Here is an 18877-nt window from a genome sequence, read left to right as displayed (position 1 = left end):
CGCCATCGGCCCCGACGCCATCGGCCCGGATTTTATGGGCCCAGAGCCGCGCAGGCCGGTTCCGACGCTCGAGATGGTGGCGGCCCTGGCCGGAGTGTCGCGGGCGACGGTCTCGCGGGTCGTCAACGCGTCGCCGAAGGTCACGCCCCAGGTCGTCGAGGCGGTGAACGAGGCGATCGCGCAGCTCAACTATGTGCCGAACCGCGCTGCCCGCTCGCTCGCCAGCCGGCGCACGCAGGTGATCGCCCTCGTCGTGCCCGAGACGACGGCGAAGGTGTTCAGCGATCCGTTCTTCGCCACTGTGGTGCAGGGCATCGCCCTCTACCTCTCTGACACCGACTACACCCTGAACATGCTGATCTCGTCAGAGACGAAGTCGGAGAAGACCCGCCGCTACCTCATGGGCGGCAACGCCGACGGGGCGATCGTGGTCTCGCACCACAGCGGCGACCACTCCTATTCGCGGCTGGGGCAGTCGATGCCGATCGTGTTCGGCGGCCGGCCGCTGCTCGGGTCAGAGACCGACAGCTACTTCGTCGACGTCGACAACGCTGCCGGAGCCGCGGGGGCGACCCAGCACCTGGTCGACACCGGGCGCCGTCACATCGCCACGATCGCGGGCCCGCAAGACATGCCGCCCGGGCTCGACCGGCTCGCCGGCTGGCGCCGCACTCTGAAGGCCAACGGGCTCGGGCACTCGCTCGTCGAGGTCGGCGACTTCACGCCGGAGTCGGGGGCCGTGGCAATGCGCCGGCTGCTCGACCGCGGCGAGCCGATCGACGCCGTCTTCGCCGCGAACGACCAGATGGCGGCGGGGGCGTACTCGGCGATCTACGAGCGTGGGCTGAGCATCCCAGGCGACATCGCGGTCGCGGGCTTCGACGACAACTACTACGGATCGACGGCCACTCCCGCACTGACCACCGTGCACCAGCCGTCGCACGAACTCGGGGCGAAGATGGCCGAGGTGCTGGTCGCCCTCATCGAGGGCAAGACCGTCGACCGCGTCACCATGATGCCGACCACGCTCCTCCCCCGCGCCTCGACGGTCTCCTGACGTCGCATTCCGCGCGCCCGCCGGAGCCACCTCGGGCATCTCGAAACCGCCCCACGCCGTCTGGTTGGGGCGGTTTTGTGATTCACGTGAACGGGTGTTGACAGAACGATAGTTTGCGATATATCGTTAACACATCGCCGAAGATCGGTAATACATCAAACTTTGACCAGCCTGCCCGAGACGGCAGACAGAAAGGTGAACGCGATCATGAAACGCACTCACTCCAACAACTTCGACTATTCAGGCTCCGACCGCTCCGACCGCTCCGACGGCCGCGGCCGTCCTGACGCACACACCTCACGCGAGCACGCCATGCGCGGCCCGCACGGCCACCGCGGTGGCGGCTTCGGCGGCGCGAGCGCGGGCTTCGGCCCGGGCGCCGGTGCCGGCTTCGGTTTCGGCCACGGTGGCCCCGGGTTCGGCCCGGGCTTCGGCCCGCGCGGCCCGCGCCGTGCCGGCAAGGGTGACATCCGTTCGGTCATCCTCTCGCTTCTCGGCGAAGGGCCCTCGAACGGCTACGGCCTGATCAAGGCCATCGCCGAGCGCACCGGCGGCACCTGGCGCCCGAGCCCCGGCTCGGTCTATCCCACACTGCAGCAACTCGTCGACGAAGAACTCATCGTCGCGAAGGGCGACGGCCGCCGCACCGAGTTCGAGCTCACCGAGGCGGGCACCGCCTACCTCGCCGAGCACGCCGACGAGATCACCAAGGCCTGGGAGGCGACTCCCGGCCGCTCGCAGAGCGACACCGCGTTCTTCGAGAGCGTGGGCAAGCTCATGGGAGTCGTGCAGCAGTTCAGGCACTCGGCGACGGATGCCCAGCGCACCGCTGCCGCCGAGAAACTCGATGACGCCCGGCGCGCCCTCTACCTGATTCTGGCCGACTAGGCCTGAATCGCCATCGATTCACGAGTTCGGGTGGGTTGCGCACCGCCGCACTGTTCCGAACGCATGACTCGATTCACGCCGAAAGGCCGGCCTCCCTGTGGGGGGCCGGCCTTTCGGTGTGGGTCGGGAGGGATCGGTGGCAAAAGCAACGAGGGTTGCCTTACGGGCGTACGATTGGCGTCATGAACACGCAGACGGCGACGACGCCGGCGACCCACGACGCTGCACAGACCGCGGCGGCGGCCGCGCCGGCCCGGCGCACGGGCGGCCGCAGCGCCCTGGTGCTGTCAGCCGTGCGCGCAGCCGTCGAAGACCTCGTCAAGGAGCGCGGTGCCGAGCGGGTCACCGTTCCGATGATCGCCGAGCGCGCAGGAGTCAACCCCACGAGCATCTACCGCCGCTGGGGCGACCTGCCGACCCTGCTCAACGAGATCGCCACCTACCACCTCGACCCGGCGCGGCCCCTGCCGGCGAGCGGTGACCTGCGCACCGACCTGCTGGGCTGGGCGACCGAGATCATCGAGCACTACAGCACGCCCGTGAACGCCGCCCTGCTGCGGGCGGGTGCGGCGACCGCGGGCGACACCGAATCTGACTGCCTGCGCAACCGCCGGGCCGAGGCGACCCTGTTCGTCGAGCGCACCGAGAATGCGGCCGTCACCGTCGACCAGGTGATCGACCACCTCGTCGCCCCGATCATCTACCGCGTGATCTTTCTGCCGTCGAGCATCCGGCCCGCAACGGCAGAACGCCTCGTCGCCGAACTCTTCGACCGCGGCTGAGACTGCCGAGCCGTACCCGGTGGGCCAGGTTCGCCCACCGGGCCTCTGCGAGACGAGCGCGCGGGTCGGGCTTGCCAGGCGGGCTGCGGGTCGGGCTTGCGAGAAGGACTTCCGAGACGAGCTCGCGGGTCGGGGTCGCGGGTCGGGCTCGCGGGTCAGGCCCCTGCGGGCAACGACTGCTCGATGAGGCTCACGATGGCCGGGTCGTCCGGCTCGGTGCGCGGACGGAAACGGTGAACGGCGCCGTCGAGGGTGATGACGAACTTCTCGAAGTTCCACTTCACGCGCCCGGCCTTGCCTTCGGCATCCGGAGCCTTCTTCAGCTCGGTGTAGAGGGGGTGCTCGCCGCGGCCGTTGACCTTGATCTTCTCGAACATCGGAAACGTGATGCCCCACGTCGTGGAGCAGTACTCGGCGATGGCCTCTTCGCTGCCCAGCTCCTGCAAAAACTGGTTGCTCGGAAAGCCCAGCACTGTGAACCCGCGGTCGCCGTAGGTCTTCTGCAGGTCTTCGAGTTTCTCGTACTGCGGAGCAAGACCGCAGCGCGAGGCGACGTTGACGATGAGCTTCACCTTGTCGCCGTACTCGGCGAGCGAGGTCTCGGCTCCGGTGATCGTGACGATCGGAATCTCGTTCAGGTCGGCCACGGTCACGCCCCCTCTTCGATGTCGGAGAAGAGGATGCGCACGCCACCGGTCGCGAGACCGAAGATCGACGGAAAGAGTTCGGCGGCCTCGGCCGTGGCGACGGCGGCCGACGCGGTGTCGTAGTCGTCGAAGTACAGGTCGAACATGCGGTACGCCGGGGTCGGGGTGCCGTCTTCCTTCGGCCACACCTTCGAGCTCTCGAACCTGACGACTCCGGGCAGCTTCTTGGCGAGTTCGACCTGGCCGGCCGAGTACCCCTCTTCGAAGGCCGCAGCATCGGTGGGGTTGTCGTAGATCACAGTGATTTTCGTGGGCATGAATCTCACGCTACTCCCGCGAAACGTCAAATAGGCTGGTGGCGATGAATACGTCACTCGCCACCCCCTACGAAGACCTGCTGCGGCACACGCTCGAGACGGGCGCGGCGAAATCCGACCGCACGGGCACCGGCACCACGAGCGTGTTCGGCGCGCAGCTGCGGTTCGACCTGAACGCCGGCTTTCCGCTGATCACGACGAAGCGCGTGCACTTCAAGTCGATCGCCTACGAGCTGCTGTGGTTCCTGCGCGGCGAGAGCAACGTGGGCTGGTTGCGCGAGCACGGCGTGACCATCTGGGACGAGTGGGCCGACGCCGACGGCGAACTCGGCCCGGTGTACGGGGTGCAGTGGCGCTCCTGGCCGACCCCGTCGGGCGAGCACATCGACCAGATCAGCCAGGTCATGCACACCCTGAAGAGCGACCCCGACTCGAGACGCATGATCGTGTCGGCGTGGAACGTCGCCGACATCCCCTCGATGGCACTCGCCCCCTGCCATGCGTTCTTCCAGTTCTACGTGGCCGACGGAAAACTCTCGTGCCAGCTGTACCAGCGCAGCGCCGACCTCTTCCTGGGCGTGCCGTTCAACATCGCGAGCTACGCGCTGCTCACCCACATGGTGGCGGCGCAGGCCGGTCTCGAGGTGGGCGACTTCGTCTGGACGGGTGGCGACTGCCACATCTACGACAACCACCGCGAGCAGGTCATCGAACAGCTGACACGCGAGCCCTTCCCGCTGCCGACCCTGAAGCTGCTGCGCACCCCGCCGAGCATCTTCGACTATGAGTACGGCGATTTCGAGGTCGTCGACTACCAGCACCACCCCGCGATCACGGCGCCGGTGGCGGTGTGACGAGCACATGACGCTCGGGATGATCTGGGCCGAGGCCCGGGGCGGCATCATCGGCGACGGCGGCACCATTCCGTGGCGGCTGCCCGAAGACCTGGCGCACTTCAAAGAGCTGACCCTCGGCGACACGGTGCTGATGGGTCGAAAGACCTGGGATTCCCTGCCCGACCGCTTTCGGCCGCTGCCGGGGCGGCGCAACCTCGTGCTCACCCGCGACGACGCGTGGTCGGCCGAGGGAGCCGAGGTGGTGCACAGCATCGCCGACGCGACGACGATGGCCGCTGCGGGTGGCACCTCCAGGGGCGCCGCGGGCGCGTCTGGCACGGCCGCAGATGCGGGCGCGGGTGCGGATGCCCTGCTCTGGATCATCGGGGGCGGCGAGCTCTACCGGCAGGCGTTGCCCCTGGCCTCGCGGCTCGAAGTCACCGAGCTCGACCTCGGTGTGCGGGGCGACACCCGGGCGCCTGCGATCGACGCACGCTTCGCCCGCGTGGCGGCGTCGCCCTGGCTCGAGTCGACGACGGGCATCCGGTACCGCTTCGTCAGTTACGCGCGCTGACGCCCGCCCGCGCTGGTTGAGTAGCGCGCCAGCGCGTATCGAAAACCGGGAGTAGAGCGCGGGGGTCTCGATACGCGCTTCGCGCTACTCGACCGGCGATCGAATCCTGCGCTAGAGCGGGCGGATTCCGAAGGCGCGAGCCAGCTTGTCGATCTTCTGGGCACGACCGAGGCGCGGCAGGTCGCTGCCGTCGCGGATGACACGCCCGCGTGACTCGAAGTCGTCGAGGAAGTCGCGGGCCCAGGTCGCGTCAGAGCGGGTGGGGCTGATGACCTCGTTGATGACCGGCAGCTGTTCCACATCGAGGCAGAGCTTGCCCGTCAACCCGAGGGTGACGGCGAGCGCCGACTGCTCGCGCAGCACGGGGTGGCTACTGCCGACCGTGGGCCCGTCGATGGGGCCCGGCAGTCCGCCGATGCGACTCGCCACCACGAGTCGCGAGCGCGGGTAGGCCATGGCGAGGTCGTCGGCGCCGGTTCCCGTATCGCGACGATAGTCGCCGCTACCGAAGGCGAGGCGGAACGCGCCGCGGGCCTCGGCGATGGCTCGGGCCTCCTCGATGCCCAGCGCCGACTCGATCAGCGCGATGACGGGGGTCGATCCGCCGAGGCGGTCGTAGGTCTCGGTGACATGAGCGCCGAACTCGGTCTTCGCGAGCATCACGCCGCGCAGGCCGGGTAGCCCCTTCAACGCGTCGACGTCACCCGACCAGAAGTCAGAGGAGTGGTCGTTGATGCGCACCCACGCCTCGCCCCCGTTCGCCAGCCAGGCGGCGACATCGTCACGCGCCTTCGGCTTGAGCTTCGGGTCGACGGCGTCTTCGATGTCGAGAATGATCTGGTCGGCCCGTGACGAGGCCGCACTGTCGAACGTCTCGGGCCGGGTGGCGGCGACGAGCAGCCACGAACGGGCGATCTCGGCCGAGACCGGCTGGCCTCCGATGTCGAAAGTGGGCACAGAGAATTCATCGGGCAGGTCGGTCATCAGCGGCTTTCTCATTCACGTCGGCGTCGACCGTTATGGTATCGCGTCTCATCGATGGCCCCGGCCGCGACCGGATGCTCGGGCATCCGGCCGCAGGCATCCGGTCGCGGGTACCCGGGCATCCGGCCGCAGACGGCGGCCCCGCGGGCGGCGGGCTAGAAGTACTGCGAGCCGGCGTCGATGCTCAGGTGCTCGGCGGTGATGTACTTCGCATCGTCGGAGGCGAGGAAGGCCACGGCGTTCGCGATGTCTTCGGCCTCGACCGACCACACCGGCAGGAACGGCGTTCCCATGGCCGCGAGCGGCGGGTTGCTGGCGTTCGTGCGCGTGATCGCCTCGATCATGTCGCCCGACCCCATCGGCGTGTTCACGGCGCCCGGGTGCACGCTGTTCACCCTGATGCTGTGCTTGCCGAGTTCGGCCGCGAACGCCCGGGTCATGCCGGTGACCGCGTGCTTGCTCGCCGTGTAGTGCACCATGAAGGGCTGCATCTTCTTGCCGGCGTACGAACTGGTCAGGATGATCGATCCCCCGCCCGCGGTCACCAGGTGCGGTGCCCCGACCATCACGGTGTTCCACACGCCCACCACGTTCGTGTCCATGGTGACCTGGAACATCTCGGGCGTGGTCTCGTCCCACGTGGCCGGAATACAGATGCCGGCGTTGGCGACGACGATGTCGAGGTGACCGAGCTCGGCGACACCGCCGTCGACCACCCCGCGCATCTTCTCGAGGTCGCGCACGTCGCACTGCTCGGCGATGATGCGCCGGTCGAGCGCTTCGACGAGCCGCACGGTCTCGGCGAGGTCTTCGGGTGTGGCCGAGTCGTACGGCACGAGCGGAATCGGCCCGGCGAGGTCGATCGCGATGATGTCGGCGCCTTCGCTGGCGAGTTTGACGGCGTGGGCGCGGCCCTGGCCGCGCGCTGCACCGGTGACAAAGGCGACTTTGCCTTCGAGTCTTGCGGGCATTCGAGTGCTTCTTTCTGTGGCGTGACGGGTGGAGCGGCCGGCGTCGGGCCGGCTGCCCCTCACGCTAACGGCACCGGGTGCCGAAAGAAAGACTCGGGGTAGGGTCAGGCGGAGAATTCGCGGATGTCGATCAGACGAAGAACTCGCGCAGCAGCGGCGCCACGGCCGCCGCCTCGACGGCGTGGTTCTGGCCGGGCAGAACCACCGCCGTACCGTCGGCGACGACAGCCGCGATGCGCTCGGCCGCCTCGGCCGCCCATTCGTCGCTGGTACCGCCCGCGATGGCCAGCACGGGAACCGTCACGGTGGCGAGCCAGTCGCTCGACGCCGAACCGGTCACGGTGATCAGCTGGTCGTAGGGCAGCGTGTGGGCGAGGCCGAGCATCCCGGGCCAGAAGGGGGCATTCGAGATCCACTCGAGCTGCCCCTCGGGCATGCCGGTGCCGCGCAGGAACTGCTTTGCGGCGCCCTCCCGGTCGCCCTCGGCCACGAACGCCTTGAGAGTGTCGACGGTCTCGAGGGGCATCGGATGCCCGAACAGCAGGGGTGGCTCGTAGACCGCGAGCTTGCGCATCGGCACCCCGCTCGCTGCCGCATCCAGGGCCAGGATCGCTCCCGACGAGTGCCCGTAGACGAACGCCGCCTCACCCGTCGAACGGATGACCGCGTAGAGGTCTTCGAGCTCGCGTGCGACTTCGTAACCGGCGGTGCTGTCGCCGCTGTCGCCCCGCCCGCGCCGGTCGTACTCGAACACCGTGAACCGGTCGGCGAGCAGCGCGCTGAGGTCTTTGGTCGACTGTCGGGTGTTGAACGCTCCGCTGACGAGAACCAGCGCGGGGCCGTCGCCGGAGCGATCGACCTCGAGCACGGTCTCGTCGGTCGAGGTCACCTGGTACATCGGTCATCCCTTCGTCGCACGAGCAATGTAGACACCGTACACTACGGGTCGCGAATACTAAGCAAACTGACGGATTCGAGGAGTAGCGTCGGTGTGTCGGGTGAGCCCCGGCAGAGCAGTGGAGGTCGCCCGTGTCGGCAAACAACTGGAAGCGCTGGATTCCGGCTGCGGTCATTCCCGTGGTCATCGCAGGGGCCGCCATCGCGGTGCCGCTCTCGGCGAACGCCACCGCCAGCCTGCCCACCAAGACACCGCAGGAGGTGCTGGCCATGATCGGCAACAGCACCGTGACCGCCTTCTCAGGAACCGTCGAGCAGTCGGCGAACCTCGGCCTGCCCGAGCTGCCGGCCGGTGTGTCGTCGAGTTCGCTGGGCGCGTCGGGCGGTTCGAGCGACCCGTCGGCCACCGCGACGCCCGGCTCGGGGTCGGGCTCCGGCTCGACCGCCGACGCCACAAGCGCGGTCTCGTCGGCCCTCGAACTGCTCACCGGCACCCACACTGCCCGCGTCTACGTCGACGGGGCCACCAGCCAGCGCGTGCAGGTGCTCGACCAGATGGCCGAGACCGACGTGGTGCGCAACGGCAGCGACGTGTGGCTCTACGACTCGAGCAAGCAGACCGCCGTGCACAGCACGCTGCCGGCACACGACGCAGACGGGTCTGGCTCGTCAGACTCGACCACGACCATCCAGACCCCCGAGCAGCTGGCGCAGAAGTTTCTCGACGACGTCGACCCGAGCACCGACGTGTCGGTCGGCGGCGATGTGACGGTCGCCGGGCGCTCGGCCTACGACCTCATCCTGACGCCGCAGGCGACCGACACCCTCGTCGGCGCCGTGTCGATCGCGGTCGACTCTGAGACCGGCCTGCCGCTGCAGGTCAGCGTCACCGCTCGGGGGGCCGCCGACACGGCCTTCAGCACCGGGTTCACCGACCTCACACTGGCGACACCCTCGGCCGACCTCTTCACCTTCACCCCGCCCGCGGGCACGACGGTCACCGAGAAGGCCGCACCCGCCGACGGTTCGGCACCGGGCGCGAACACGGGCCCGGCTGATGCCGCCGCGGGCACGAAGCCCATCGTCACGGGTACCGGCTGGAACGCGATCGTCGAGCTCCCGGCAGGGGCCGACTCGGCCGCTCTCACCAGCTCGCCGCTGCTCGGCGAGCTGACCACGGCGGTCGACGGCGGCCACGTGCTGACCACCACGCTGGTCACGGTGTTCGTCACCGACGACGGCCGGGTCTACGCGGGCTCGGTCTCGGCCGACACGCTGCAGGCCGCGGCCGCCGCGCAGTGAGCGAACCGGGTACGCCCTGCGGCTCGGAGCGCCCGGCCGAACGCCGCAATGGCTGACACCGCAGCGAGCGCCGAGCTCGCCATCGAGACGCACGAGCTCACCAAGACCTTTGGCAGGCAGACGGCGGTGAACGGCATCGACCTCGCGGTTCCGCGCGGGTCGGTGTTCGGCTTTCTCGGGCCCAACGGCTCGGGCAAGACCACGACCATCCGGGTGCTGCTCGGGCTGGCCGGAGCCACGAGCGGCGACGTGCGCGTGCTCGGCCAGCAGCTGCCCGGGCGCCTGCCGCAGGTGCTGCCGCGCGTGGGGGCGCTCATCGAGGGGCCGGGGTTCTATCCCTTCCTGTCGGGCGCGGCGAACCTGCACCGGCTCGACGCGGCCGACCGGTTCGTGACCTCGTCGACCAGGCGAGCACGCGTCGAGACAGCGCTCGAACGCGTGGGCCTGAGTCACGCGGCCGGCAAGAAGGTGAAGGCCTACTCGCTCGGAATGAAGCAGCGCCTCGGCATCGCCAACGCGCTTCTCACCCCGCGCGACCTGATCGTGCTCGACGAGCCGACGAACGGCCTCGACCCGCAGGGCACCCGCGAGGTGCGCAACCTCGTTCGGTCGCTCACCGCAGAAGGAACCACCGTGTTCGTCTCGAGCCACCTGCTCGCCGAGATCGAGCAGATGTGCACGCACGCCGCCGTCATGCGGGCGGGCAACCTGGTGGCGCAGGGCAGCCTCGACCAGCTTCGGCGGGCCGGCCAGACGCGGGTGCGGGTCACGACGCCCGACGACCTGCGGGCCGAAGAGGTGCTTCGCCGGCTCGGGCTCGAGCCCGAGCATCCCGAGCCCCTGCACGACGGCGAGGCGGCCATCACGGCACCGCTCGCCGAGTCGCTCGCGCCCGACGCGATCGTGGCCGCCCTGGTCGCGGGTGGAGTGCGGGTGCGCGGGTTCGCGGTCGAACGGGCGACGCTCGAAGACCTGTTCGTGGCGCTCACCGGGGAGGGGTTCGACGTTGTCCAGTGAACCGCTGAACCCGGATGCTCGACCAGAACCTGAACCGATCGACGGCGTTCGCGGCCGGCCGAGCGCGGGCTGGGCGCTGATGGGGTCGGAGATCGGCGTGCTCTTCCGGCGCCGCCGAACCTGGATCATGCTCATCGCCCTCGCCCTCATCCCCGTTCTGATCGCCGTCGCAGTGCGCATCTCGTCGGCCGGTTCGACGCCCGGCCGCGGCCCGGCCTTTCTCAGCCAGATCACCGACAACGGGCTGTTCGTCGGGCTCGTGGCGCTGATCATCTGCATTCCGCTCTTCCTGCCGCTGACCGTCGGCGTCGTCGCGGGCGACACCATCGCGGGCGAGGCGAGCTCGTCGACCCTGCGGTACCTGCTGGTGGCGCCCGTGGGGCGCGGCCGGCTGCTGCTGGTCAAGTTCGTCGCGGCCGTTGCGTTCTGCGTCGCCGCCACGCTCGTCATCGTCATCGCGGGGGCGCTCATCGGGGCTGCACTGTTTCCCGTCGGGCCCGTGACGCTGCTGTCAGGCGACACGGTGAGCATCGGCGAGGCGGGCATCCGGGGCCTGCTCATCGCGGCCTATGTCAGCGTCTCACTGCTCGGCCTGACGGCGATCGGGCTGTTCATCTCCACACTCACCGACATCCCGGTCGGGGCGATGGCCGCCACCGTCGTCATCTCGATCGTCTCGCAGGTGCTCGACTCGCTGCCGCAGCTCGACTGGCTGCACCCCTGGCTGTTCACGCACTACTGGCTCGACTTCGCCGACCTGCTGCGCCAGCCCGTCGATCTCGGCTCGTTCGGGTCGAACGCCCTGCTGCAACTCGCCTACGTCGCCGTGTTCGGCGCCCTCGCCTACGGCCGCTTCACCACCAAAGACATCCTCTCGTAGCCCCAGTGCCTGCGCAGAGCGTGGTCGCCCCTCGAACCTGCTGATTTGCCGCCAAAAGGGCAAGCTGGGAGGTCGCCCCGCGCGGCTGCGCACGGGGTGCCGTAGCGTCATGAGTGGCTGCCCCAGACCTTGGTCACCAGTTGCGCGAAAGCGAGATGCCTCGGCCGCTTGCCCTTTCGCACCCGAACCGATCTGCGGAATGAGGCTCAATTATGAGCAGCCCACTGGTGACACCCGACGCCTCCAAACCCGTCGTCACCTTCACCAAGACCAAACCGGGTGGCAATCGCCAGAACCCGACCACCGAGTACTCGGCGCTGCTGCGCACCGTGCGCGACGCCGGTCTGCTGCGCCGCGCGACGACCTACTACTACCTGATGTTCGGCGGCCTCGTCGTGGCGCTCGGCGGGGTCATCACGGGCATGATCCTGCTCGGCGACTCGTGGTTCCAGCTGCTCATGGCAGCGGCGCTCGGCATCATTCTGACCCAGTTCGCCTTTCTGGCGCACGAGGCTTCGCACCGGCAGGTGTTCGAGTCGGGCAAGGCCAACGACGTCGCCGGCCGCACCCTCGCGAACCTCTTCGTCGGCATCAGCTACTCGTGGTGGATGACCAAGCACAGCCGCCACCACGCCAACCCGAACATCCGCGAGAAAGACCCCGACATCGACCGTGACGTCGTGTCGTTCACCGAGGAGCAGGCCGCTTCGACTCGCGGAATCTACGCCTGGTTCACGAAGCGCCAAGGAAAGTTCTTCTTCCCGATCCTGGTGCTCGAGGGCCTGAACCTGCACGTGCACGGCTTTCGCACCGTGTTCGGCCGGGGCAAGGTCGACAAGCGCACCGTCGAGATCGTCATGCTCGTCTCGCGCATCGGCGTCTACGTCGCCGCGATCTTCCTGCTGATGCCGCTGGGCATGGCGTTCGCGTTCATCGGTGTTCAGCTGGCCGTGTTCGGCGTCTACATGGGCTCGTCGTTCGCGCCGAACCACATCGGCATGCCCATTCTGCCCCGCGACTCGAAGGTCGACTTCCTGCGCCGCCAGGTGCTCACGTCGCGCAACGTCAGCGGTGGCTGGTTCATCAATTGGTTCATGGGCGGACTCAACTTCCAGGTCGAGCACCACCTCTTCCCGAACATGGCCCGCCCGCACCTGCGCGCCGCCCAGCAGATCGCCCGCGAATACTGCGAGACGCACACCATCCTCTACACCGAGACGACGCTGCCGCAGGCGTACGCCATCGTGGTGCAGTACATGAACAAGGTCGGGCTCGCCGCGGGGCGCGATGCATTCCAGTGCCCCGCCGCGTCGGCGTACGGCCGGTAGGGTCGACTCGCCCAGCGCGAGCACAACAGCTGCCCCTCAGAGACGTACGCGTCGTGACGGGCGGCTGTTCCTTTTCGGGCGCACATGCGACGATCGAACCGTGACCCGTGGCAGAGCACTCGACGAACGGTTCACCGGGCGCATCGCCGGATTCGGCACCACCGCCGGCCCCCGCATCGTGATCGGCATGTGGCAGTCGTCGCCGTTCGAGCGGTTCGCCGACGTCATGGTCGAACACCCGGATGGCCGCCGCCAACTGCTCGCGCCCACCGAGGCCGTGGCCGACTATGTGTCGTCGACCTACTCGTTCGATGAGGTGCGCGTCGTCGACGTGCGCTTCGGCCGCGTGACCGGCGGGCTGCGCGTGCGCGTCAGTGACCCTGCGCGCGAAGACCTCGTACCCGGCACCGGCATCCTCGATGTGCGGCTCAGCGTGGGAGGCCTCACGCCGCTGGGGCGGCTGCTGCGGGCGGTGCCGGCCCGCCTGGCGAGCGAGCCGCGGTGGCTGCGCGCGATCGATCCCGTCGCGACCGTGCTGATGCCGGGCGTGCACACGAGCGGGTCGGCCGGCGGCGGGCGGCGGGAGTACTACGGGGTCACGACGATCCGCGCGCTGACGGCGGTGTCTGGCCGGTGGGAGGGGCGCGACCTCGGGGGCATCGCACCACTCGATCCGCCCGTACGGTTCGGGTTCGGTTCTGCCCCGGCGGCGCCGAGCCTGGTCGACCTGACCACGGTCATCCGTTCGCCCTCCACCCCCTGACGTCAATAGATGCGCGTGGTGGAGCGAGCGGTGCGCCGGGCAGGACCACCCGCAGGCCGGCAGGCGGGGCGGGCGGGGCAGGCGGCGACGCGATAGCGTGGGGGGATGGCACACCTCCTGCATCTCGACTCGTCGGCCGACCCAGAGCGATCGCGGTCGCGCGCCATCGGGCGCACATTCGCCGAGGCGTGGCTGGCTGCGAATCCGGCCAACACCATCACCTACCGCGACCTGCACGCCGACCCGCTGCCGCACCTTCCCGATGCGGCGCTGCACTGGCCCGTGCGGCTGAGGCCCGAGGGGGCGAACCCGCCCGCCGAGGCCGAGGCGCTGCAGTCGACGCTGATCGCCGAGCTGACGGCGGCCGACGTGCTGCTGGTGGATGCTCCGCTGTACAACTACTCGCTGCCGTCGGCCTTGAAGGCGTGGGTCGACTACATCCACGTTCCGGCCGTCACCGCACCCTTCGACGTGCCGACGCAGCCGATGACCGGGCGCCCCGCCGTGATCGTGGCGAGCCGTGGTGCGTCGTACGACGCGGGCTCGCCGACCGACGGGTGGGATCACGCCGTGCCGGTGCTGCAGCTCATACTGGGCACGGCGCTCGGCATGGAGGTGTCGGTCATCACCACGAACCTGACGCTGGCCGACTCTGTGGCGGCGCTCGCCGACCAGCTGCCGCGCGCGGAGACCGAGCTCGCCGCGGCGCACGAGCTGGCTGCGGCGGAGGCGGCGCGGCTCGGCGCCTGACCCGCCGCCGCCCACACCCGACCGGCCGCCGCCACCCACCCCAGACCCTCCGCCTCGACCCGCGACCGACCCGCCCGGCGGGTCTGCCCGCCACCCGCCCAGCGCGGGTAAGCTCTCTTCATGGGGAGCCCGAACAGCACCACCCTCGTTCTCGTCGGAAACGAATCGCCGAACGCGTTCGGTGCCCTCGCGCGGCATGCCAACGTGCGGGCCGCCTCGCTCGCCGAGAGCAGCGACGAAGAGGCGCAGCGCTGGGTCACCCAGGCGAACGCTCCCTACGTCGTGCATGACAGGGATCCGCTGGCGCACGTGGCCGCGGCGTGGGTGGAGTTCTTTGACGACCTGTCGACGCTCGGCACGCTCGATCTCGAGGTCGAGCGTGCCTCGTCGGCCCTTCAGAGCGGCGAGGTGACCATGCCCGACTACTACATCGTGGTGTCGCCCGAGTCGCTCACCCCGACCTGGAAGCACTGGTGGCTCGGCGTGCTGCCGCAGGCGGCCCCGACCCGCGTCATTCCCTGGGAGGAGGGCCAGACGTCGCTCGCCCGCGTGCTGCGCCGCCTGCCCACGGGCCGGTCGTGGCCGACCCCGGGGCCGTGGCTGCACGAGGTGGCCCGCTCGGTTCCCGACCAGATCGGCAAAGGCTCGTCGGGCCCGACCCTGCTGGCCTCCTGACCCTGCTCGGCTCGCGCGGGCCAGAACCCCGGATGCCCGGCCGGCGTCAGCCCGCCGACGCCGTCAGCCCGCCGACGCCGTCTCACGCTGCCGCAGCAGCTGCGCCACCACCCCGATCGCCGCCACGACCAGGATGACCACCCCGAACCCCATCACCGTCACCAGCAACCCGAGAGGCGCGATGAGCTGGCCGGCGATGATCACCGAGACGCCGAACGCCAGGTACGCCACGAGGTAGACCCCGGCGAAGAGCCCTGCCCGTTCGTGCGGCTTCGCGAGCGGCCCGATGCTGCGCAGCGCGCCTGAGAACGAGGCGCCGAAGCCCACGCCGCCGATTAGCGCGCCCACCCAGAGCACCGGCAGCGACCCGACGGCGATGCCTGCGACGATGACGACGGCACCGGCGAACACTGCGACCGATCCGACGATGGTGGTGCGGCGGGCGTCGACCCGCAGGAACAGAAAACCGGCCACGGCCGCCGCGCCCGGTTCGAGGAACACGGTGATTCCGTTGACGACCCCGCTGTCGATGTGAAAGAGGTCGCGGATGATCGTCGGCACCAGCCCGAGGAACAGCCCCGCGAGCATCCACGCCGCCGTGTGCACCGGCAGCGCCGCCACGAACTCCGACCGCGCGGCGGCCGGCACGGCCACCCTCGGAATCAGAGACCGGGCCGCTCCGGCCCGCCGGCTCACCGTCTCGCGCGAGAAGACGGCGACCAGCAGCCCCACAGCCACGATGACCGACAGCGTCACGAACACCACGACATCGGGGTTCGCCGTGAACTGCACCGCCAGGCCGGCCAGCAGTGCGCCGAGCCCCAGCCCGCCGGCCGGAGCCGTGCCGCCGATGACCGACCCGAGCCGCTTGAACTTCGCGGGCGCGAGTTCGACGACCGAGGCCGTGAAGGCACTCGTGGCCGCGCCGGTGGCGATGCCCTGAACGACCCGCGCGATGATCACCCAGGTGATGTCGGTGGCGAACACGAACATCAGCATCGCGACCAGCTCGACCGCGAGCGCGCCGATCAGCACCGGCCGACGGCCGAGGTGGTCTGACAGCGATCCCACCACGAGCAGGCTGGCCAGCAGCCCGATGGCGTAGGCGGCGAACGCCACCGTCAGCACCCATGAGGGAAAACCCCACTGCTTCTCGAACAGCACCAGCAGCGAGGTGGGTGCGCCGGCCGCCAGGTAGAGGGCGGCGAACGCCAGCGCCGACCCCGCGAAGGCCGCCGTGGGCGGCAGCCTCGGGGCACGCCGGATGCCCGTGGTGGCGGGCGCCGTTTCGACTGACATCAGGCTCCTAAAGCAATTATCGTTGCGTTACGCCATCGTACGCGCGTCGGCAGGCAAAAGCAAAGGATGTTGCGTTTATGGCCTCCGCATTCGTGGGTAGGCTGGAACGACGATGCCCTTCACCACCCGCCGCCCCTTTCCCTGGGCCGTGTTCGTAGCCATCGTGCTCATCGGTTTCATTCTGCGCGGGCCCATCATCGCGGTCGCCCCCATCAGCGGAATCATGCGCCCCGACCTCGGCCTGAACGCCGCTCAGTTCGGCCTGCTGACCACTCTGCCGGTGTTGTGCTTCGCCTTGGTCACGCCGCTCGCGTCGTTCTTCGTGGGCAGGGCCGGCGCGAACTTCGCCACGATGATCGCCATTCTGGGCGTGGGCGTGGGGTCGATCATCCGGTCGGCCGGCGGCGTCGAGGCCGTGTTCGCAGGCACCATCGTCATGGGCGCGTTCATCACCATCGGCAACGTCGTGGTTCCGGTGATCATCCGGCGCGACGTCTCACCAGACCGGGTGGCGATCGTCACGGGTTCGTACACCTCGGCCCTCAACGTTAGTTCGATGATCACCTCGATCGCCACCGCGCCGCTCGCGCTCGCCTTCGGCTGGCAGCTCGCACTGCTCACCTGGACGGGCTTCGTGGTGCTGGCGGCCATCGGCTGGCTCGTCGCCATCGGCCCGCGCGCCGCGTTCCGTTTCGGGCCCCTGAAGCCCCTGATCGAGACGGGCGCGGGCGACACCGTGGCGATCGACACCAGCTCGATGCGCGCGATTCCGGATGGCCGGCCGCAGATCTGGCGCAACGCCACGGCCGTGCTGCTCGCGCTCGCCTTCGCGGGGCAGGCCTTCGCGTACTACGGGCTGACAGCCTGGTTTCCGACCATTCTCGAGAACGAGGTGGGCTTCTCGGTGACCGAGGCCGGATCGAGCTCGTCGATCTTTCAGATCGCAGCGGTGGTGGGGGCCCTCGGGGTGCCTCTGCTCTCGCGGCGCCTCGGCGTGCCACGCACCTACGCGATCGTCGCCGTGCTCTGGATGATCTGCCCCTTCGGCCTGCTCATCGCCCCGCAGGCCTGGCTGCTGTGGGCGTTCTGCGGCGGCGTGGCCCAGGGCGGCGGAATCACGATCGTGTTCATGCTCATCGTTCAGCTTGCTATGAACGGCACCCACGCACGGCGGCTCTCGGCGATGATCCAGGGCGTCGGGTATGCGCTCGGCGCCACGTCGCCCACGCTGGTCGGCGCCGTGCACGACGCGACCGGGGGCTGGCAGCTGCCGCTCGTGGTGGTCGGCATCGGCACGGTCGCGTTCAGCGTGGCCGGGTTCGCGGGGGCCGTGCGGGCGAGCAGGCCGCGGGAGTCCTGACCCGCTGCCGCCGCGCCGACCCGCCGCCGCCGCTACCCGCGCTGCTCGACCCGTTTCGGCAGCACGAACACCAGCGCGAACGCCACCACGGCGAAGGCCGCGCTCACCATCATCGCCGAGGCCGCGCTGTGCGTGAATCCGGTCGCCACCGCCTCGGGCGACGGACCGCTGATGGTCAGCGTGCCGAAGAACACGCTGCCGATGATGGCGATGCCTACGGCGCTGCCGATGCGCTGCACGCTCGAGATGACGGCGCTGGCCGACCCCGCGTCTCGCCGGTCGACGGTGGCGACGATGAACTGCAGGTTCGGCGCAATGAACAGCCCGCTGCCGATGCCGCCGATGAGCAGAGGCGCGAGCAGCAGCCAGTGCGTCAGGTCGGCCGCCGCGGTGCCCTGCAGAATCAGCCACAGCCAGATCAGCCCGATGGCCACCAGCCCCGTACCGATGATGAGAACGGTGCGACCGAGCCGCGCCGCGAGCCGGTTGCTCTGTGACGAGCCCACGATGAGGCCGCCCGCGAACGGAATGGTCACCAGCCCCGTTTCGAGGGCGGAGTGCCCCAGGCCGGTCTGCCAGAGAATCGACAGCGAGAAGAAGATGCTGGTGAACGCGGCGAAGTAGACGAGCGCCAGAATCACTCCGCCGGTGAACGACGGATGCCGGAACAGGCTCGGCGGCACCAGCGGCAGCCGGCCGCGCTTCGTGTACGCCACCTCCCAGAACCCGAACGCGGCGAGCAGCAGCACGCCGAGCGCGAGCACCACGTACGTCCAGACCGGCCAGCCCTGGTCTTCGCCCTCGATCAGCGGCACGAGCAACGCCACGAACCCGGCTGAGACGAGCAGAACGCCGATCCAGTCGACACCGCCGGCGACCTTCTGGTCGTCGGGCCGGCGTTTCGGCAGCAGCAGGGCCGCCGCGATCAGCGCGGCCACGCCGAACGGCAGGTTCACCCAGAACACCAGCCGCCAGCCGTTCTGCTCGCCGAAGGCCTGGATGATCAGGCCGCCGACGATCGGACCGAGCGCCGACGACGCGCCGATCACGGCGCCCATGATCGCGAAGGCCTTGCCGCGCGCCCGGCCCGAGAAGAGCAACTGGATGTACGCGGTGACCGCGGGCACGAAGATACCGCCGGCGAGACCCTGCACCACGCGCGAGACGACGAGCTGGGCATCCGTCTGTGCGAGCCCGCACGTGAAGCTCGCCACCGTGAACAGGGCGATGCCGGTGAAGAACACCCACTTGTGACCGATGCGGTCGCCCAGCCGCCCCGCCGGAATCAGGGCGAGGCCGAACGCGAGCGCGTAGCCCGAGATGATCCACGAGAGGGTGGCCTCTGACGCGTTCAGGTCGGTGCGGATGGTCGGCAGCGCGACATTCACGATCGTGGTGTCGAGCAAGGCCATGAACATGCCGATCAGCAGCACGACGAAGGCCTGCCACGCTCGCGGCGAGACGGCGGGGCCGGGCGCGCCGCCGGCTGCGGGCCCGGCGGAAGCAGCTGCGGTGCGGGCGGGGTCAGACATGTCGGGTCCTTTCGGGTG

At 69.5% G+C, this 18877-nt stretch carries 20 protein-coding genes; 13 read left to right on the top strand and 7 right to left on the bottom strand.

Annotation, left to right across the window (positions count from 1 at the left end; all coding sequences use genetic code 11):
* The first annotated feature begins 34 nt into the window (after positions 1–34).
* The 3 genes from V3W46_RS09365 to V3W46_RS09355 all read left to right on the top strand — a co-directional run bounded on the left by V3W46_RS09365 (position 35) and on the right by V3W46_RS09355 (position 2727).
* Entirely contained in the window at positions 35–1057 is a 1023-nt protein-coding gene (locus V3W46_RS09365) for a LacI family DNA-binding transcriptional regulator (protein WP_331782864.1), read from the top strand.
* 207 nt (positions 1058–1264) lie between these two features.
* Positions 1265–1945, top strand: a complete 681-nt coding sequence (locus V3W46_RS09360; RefSeq protein ID WP_331782827.1) for a PadR family transcriptional regulator — start codon at positions 1265–1267, stop codon at positions 1943–1945.
* A gap of 182 nt (positions 1946–2127) precedes the next feature.
* Positions 2128–2727, top strand: coding sequence for a TetR/AcrR family transcriptional regulator (locus V3W46_RS09355; protein WP_331782826.1), 600 nt, complete (start codon positions 2128–2130; stop codon positions 2725–2727).
* A 155-nt stretch (positions 2728–2882) separates the two neighbouring features.
* On the opposite strand, the gene V3W46_RS09350 is transcribed toward V3W46_RS09355, so the two are convergent.
* Positions 2883–3374 carry a glutathione peroxidase gene (locus V3W46_RS09350; protein WP_443069962.1) on the bottom strand — a complete coding sequence of 164 codons (492 nt, stop codon included), beginning with the start codon at positions 3372–3374 and terminating at the stop codon, positions 2883–2885.
* Positions 3375–3376: 2 nt separating this feature from the next.
* Positions 3377–3691 (bottom strand): EthD family reductase, encoded by a 315-nt coding sequence (locus tag V3W46_RS09345; protein WP_331782824.1) that lies wholly within the window; start codon positions 3689–3691, stop codon positions 3377–3379.
* 44 nt (positions 3692–3735) lie between these two features.
* Here V3W46_RS09345 and V3W46_RS09340 point away from each other — a divergent pair, with 44 nt between their 5' ends.
* Both V3W46_RS09340 and V3W46_RS09335 read left to right on the top strand, forming a co-directional pair.
* Positions 3736–4545 carry a thymidylate synthase gene (locus V3W46_RS09340; protein ID WP_331782823.1) on the top strand — a complete coding sequence of 270 codons (810 nt, stop codon included), beginning with the start codon at positions 3736–3738 and terminating at the stop codon, positions 4543–4545.
* Positions 4546–4552: 7 nt separating this feature from the next.
* Positions 4553–5101, top strand: a complete 549-nt coding sequence (locus V3W46_RS09335) for a dihydrofolate reductase (RefSeq protein ID WP_331782822.1) — start codon at positions 4553–4555, stop codon at positions 5099–5101.
* 111 nt (positions 5102–5212) lie between these two features.
* Here V3W46_RS09335 and V3W46_RS09330 read toward each other — a convergent pair whose 3' ends face one another.
* The 3 genes from V3W46_RS09330 to V3W46_RS09320 all read right to left on the bottom strand — a co-directional run bounded on the left by V3W46_RS09330 (position 5213) and on the right by V3W46_RS09320 (position 7954).
* Positions 5213–6085 (bottom strand): HpcH/HpaI aldolase/citrate lyase family protein, encoded by an 873-nt coding sequence (locus tag V3W46_RS09330; RefSeq protein ID WP_331782821.1) that lies wholly within the window; start codon positions 6083–6085, stop codon positions 5213–5215.
* Positions 6086–6240: 155 nt separating this feature from the next.
* Positions 6241–7056 carry a mycofactocin-coupled SDR family oxidoreductase gene (locus V3W46_RS09325; protein ID WP_331782820.1) on the bottom strand — a complete coding sequence of 272 codons (816 nt, stop codon included), beginning with the start codon at positions 7054–7056 and terminating at the stop codon, positions 6241–6243.
* Positions 7057–7186: 130 nt separating this feature from the next.
* Entirely contained in the window at positions 7187–7954 is a 768-nt protein-coding gene (locus V3W46_RS09320) for an alpha/beta fold hydrolase (protein WP_331782819.1), read from the bottom strand.
* A 131-nt stretch (positions 7955–8085) separates the two neighbouring features.
* Here V3W46_RS09320 and V3W46_RS09315 point away from each other — a divergent pair, with 131 nt between their 5' ends.
* From V3W46_RS09315 to V3W46_RS09285, 7 genes are all read left to right on the top strand, one after another.
* Complete coding sequence (locus tag V3W46_RS09315) at positions 8086–9255, top strand: LolA family protein (protein ID WP_331782818.1); 1170 nt, start codon at positions 8086–8088, stop codon at positions 9253–9255.
* 48 nt (positions 9256–9303) lie between these two features.
* Positions 9304–10272, top strand: a complete 969-nt coding sequence (locus tag V3W46_RS09310) for an ABC transporter ATP-binding protein (RefSeq protein ID WP_331782817.1) — start codon at positions 9304–9306, stop codon at positions 10270–10272.
* 79 nt (positions 10273–10351) lie between these two features.
* Positions 10352–11152, top strand: coding sequence for an ABC transporter permease (locus tag V3W46_RS09305; protein ID WP_331782863.1), 801 nt, complete (start codon positions 10352–10354; stop codon positions 11150–11152).
* A gap of 212 nt (positions 11153–11364) precedes the next feature.
* Positions 11365–12480, top strand: a complete 1116-nt coding sequence (locus V3W46_RS09300; RefSeq protein ID WP_331782816.1) for a fatty acid desaturase family protein — start codon at positions 11365–11367, stop codon at positions 12478–12480.
* Positions 12481–12580: 100 nt separating this feature from the next.
* Positions 12581–13243, top strand: a complete 663-nt coding sequence (locus V3W46_RS09295) for a hypothetical protein (protein WP_331782815.1) — start codon at positions 12581–12583, stop codon at positions 13241–13243.
* A 105-nt stretch (positions 13244–13348) separates the two neighbouring features.
* Positions 13349–13993: an FMN-dependent NADH-azoreductase gene (locus V3W46_RS09290; RefSeq protein WP_331782814.1), complete on the top strand. Its 645-nt coding sequence runs from the start codon at positions 13349–13351 to the stop codon at positions 13991–13993.
* 120 nt (positions 13994–14113) lie between these two features.
* On the top strand, positions 14114–14668 hold the full coding sequence (locus V3W46_RS09285) for a hypothetical protein (RefSeq protein ID WP_331782813.1): 555 nt from the start codon (positions 14114–14116) through the stop codon (positions 14666–14668).
* Between the two features lie 63 nt (positions 14669–14731).
* Here V3W46_RS09285 and V3W46_RS09280 read toward each other — a convergent pair whose 3' ends face one another.
* On the bottom strand, positions 14732–15967 hold the full coding sequence (locus V3W46_RS09280) for an MFS transporter (RefSeq protein ID WP_331782812.1): 1236 nt from the start codon (positions 15965–15967) through the stop codon (positions 14732–14734).
* A gap of 112 nt (positions 15968–16079) precedes the next feature.
* Between V3W46_RS09280 and V3W46_RS09275 the strand changes: the two genes are divergently transcribed.
* Positions 16080–17327: an MFS transporter gene (locus V3W46_RS09275; RefSeq protein WP_331782811.1), complete on the top strand. Its 1248-nt coding sequence runs from the start codon at positions 16080–16082 to the stop codon at positions 17325–17327.
* A 32-nt stretch (positions 17328–17359) separates the two neighbouring features.
* Here V3W46_RS09275 and V3W46_RS09270 read toward each other — a convergent pair whose 3' ends face one another.
* On the bottom strand, positions 17360–18859 hold the full coding sequence (locus V3W46_RS09270; protein WP_331782810.1) for an MFS transporter: 1500 nt from the start codon (positions 18857–18859) through the stop codon (positions 17360–17362).
* Positions 18860–18877 lie beyond the last annotated feature (18 nt).

The sequence above is a fragment of the Subtercola sp. YIM 133946 genome (genome assembly GCF_036553535.1).
Classification (GTDB): Bacteria; Actinomycetota; Actinomycetes; order Actinomycetales; family Microbacteriaceae; genus Subtercola.
The sequence above is the reverse complement of the archived record's forward strand: the minus strand, read 5'-3'. Positions and strand labels throughout refer to the sequence as shown.

Excerpts from the sequence above, each read along its gene's own strand:
- V3W46_RS09270 (WP_331782810.1), bottom strand. The coding sequence starts at position 18,859 with ATGTCTGACCCCGCCCGCACCGCAGCTGCTTCCGCCGGGCCCGCAGCC.
- V3W46_RS09285 (WP_331782813.1), top strand. The coding sequence starts at position 14,114 with ATGGGGAGCCCGAACAGCACCACCCTCGTTCTCGTCGGAAACGAATCG.
- V3W46_RS09320 (WP_331782819.1), bottom strand. The coding sequence starts at position 7,954 with ATGTACCAGGTGACCTCGACCGACGAGACCGTGCTCGAGGTCGATCGC.
- V3W46_RS09305 (WP_331782863.1), top strand. The coding sequence starts at position 10,352 with ATGGGGTCGGAGATCGGCGTGCTCTTCCGGCGCCGCCGAACCTGGATC.
- V3W46_RS09290 (WP_331782814.1), top strand. The coding sequence starts at position 13,349 with ATGGCACACCTCCTGCATCTCGACTCGTCGGCCGACCCAGAGCGATCG.
- V3W46_RS09360 (WP_331782827.1), top strand. The coding sequence starts at position 1,265 with ATGAAACGCACTCACTCCAACAACTTCGACTATTCAGGCTCCGACCGC.
- V3W46_RS09355 (WP_331782826.1), top strand. The coding sequence starts at position 2,128 with ATGAACACGCAGACGGCGACGACGCCGGCGACCCACGACGCTGCACAG.
- V3W46_RS09280 (WP_331782812.1), bottom strand. The coding sequence starts at position 15,967 with ATGTCAGTCGAAACGGCGCCCGCCACCACGGGCATCCGGCGTGCCCCG.
- V3W46_RS09345 (WP_331782824.1), bottom strand. The coding sequence starts at position 3,691 with ATGCCCACGAAAATCACTGTGATCTACGACAACCCCACCGATGCTGCG.
- V3W46_RS09335 (WP_331782822.1), top strand. The coding sequence starts at position 4,553 with ATGACGCTCGGGATGATCTGGGCCGAGGCCCGGGGCGGCATCATCGGC.
- V3W46_RS09365 (WP_331782864.1), top strand. The coding sequence starts at position 35 with ATGGGCCCAGAGCCGCGCAGGCCGGTTCCGACGCTCGAGATGGTGGCG.
- V3W46_RS09275 (WP_331782811.1), top strand. The coding sequence starts at position 16,080 with ATGCCCTTCACCACCCGCCGCCCCTTTCCCTGGGCCGTGTTCGTAGCC.
- V3W46_RS09340 (WP_331782823.1), top strand. The coding sequence starts at position 3,736 with ATGAATACGTCACTCGCCACCCCCTACGAAGACCTGCTGCGGCACACG.
- V3W46_RS09325 (WP_331782820.1), bottom strand. The coding sequence starts at position 7,056 with ATGCCCGCAAGACTCGAAGGCAAAGTCGCCTTTGTCACCGGTGCAGCG.
- V3W46_RS09300 (WP_331782816.1), top strand. The coding sequence starts at position 11,365 with ATGAGCAGCCCACTGGTGACACCCGACGCCTCCAAACCCGTCGTCACC.
- V3W46_RS09330 (WP_331782821.1), bottom strand. The coding sequence starts at position 6,085 with ATGACCGACCTGCCCGATGAATTCTCTGTGCCCACTTTCGACATCGGA.
- V3W46_RS09310 (WP_331782817.1), top strand. The coding sequence starts at position 9,304 with ATGGCTGACACCGCAGCGAGCGCCGAGCTCGCCATCGAGACGCACGAG.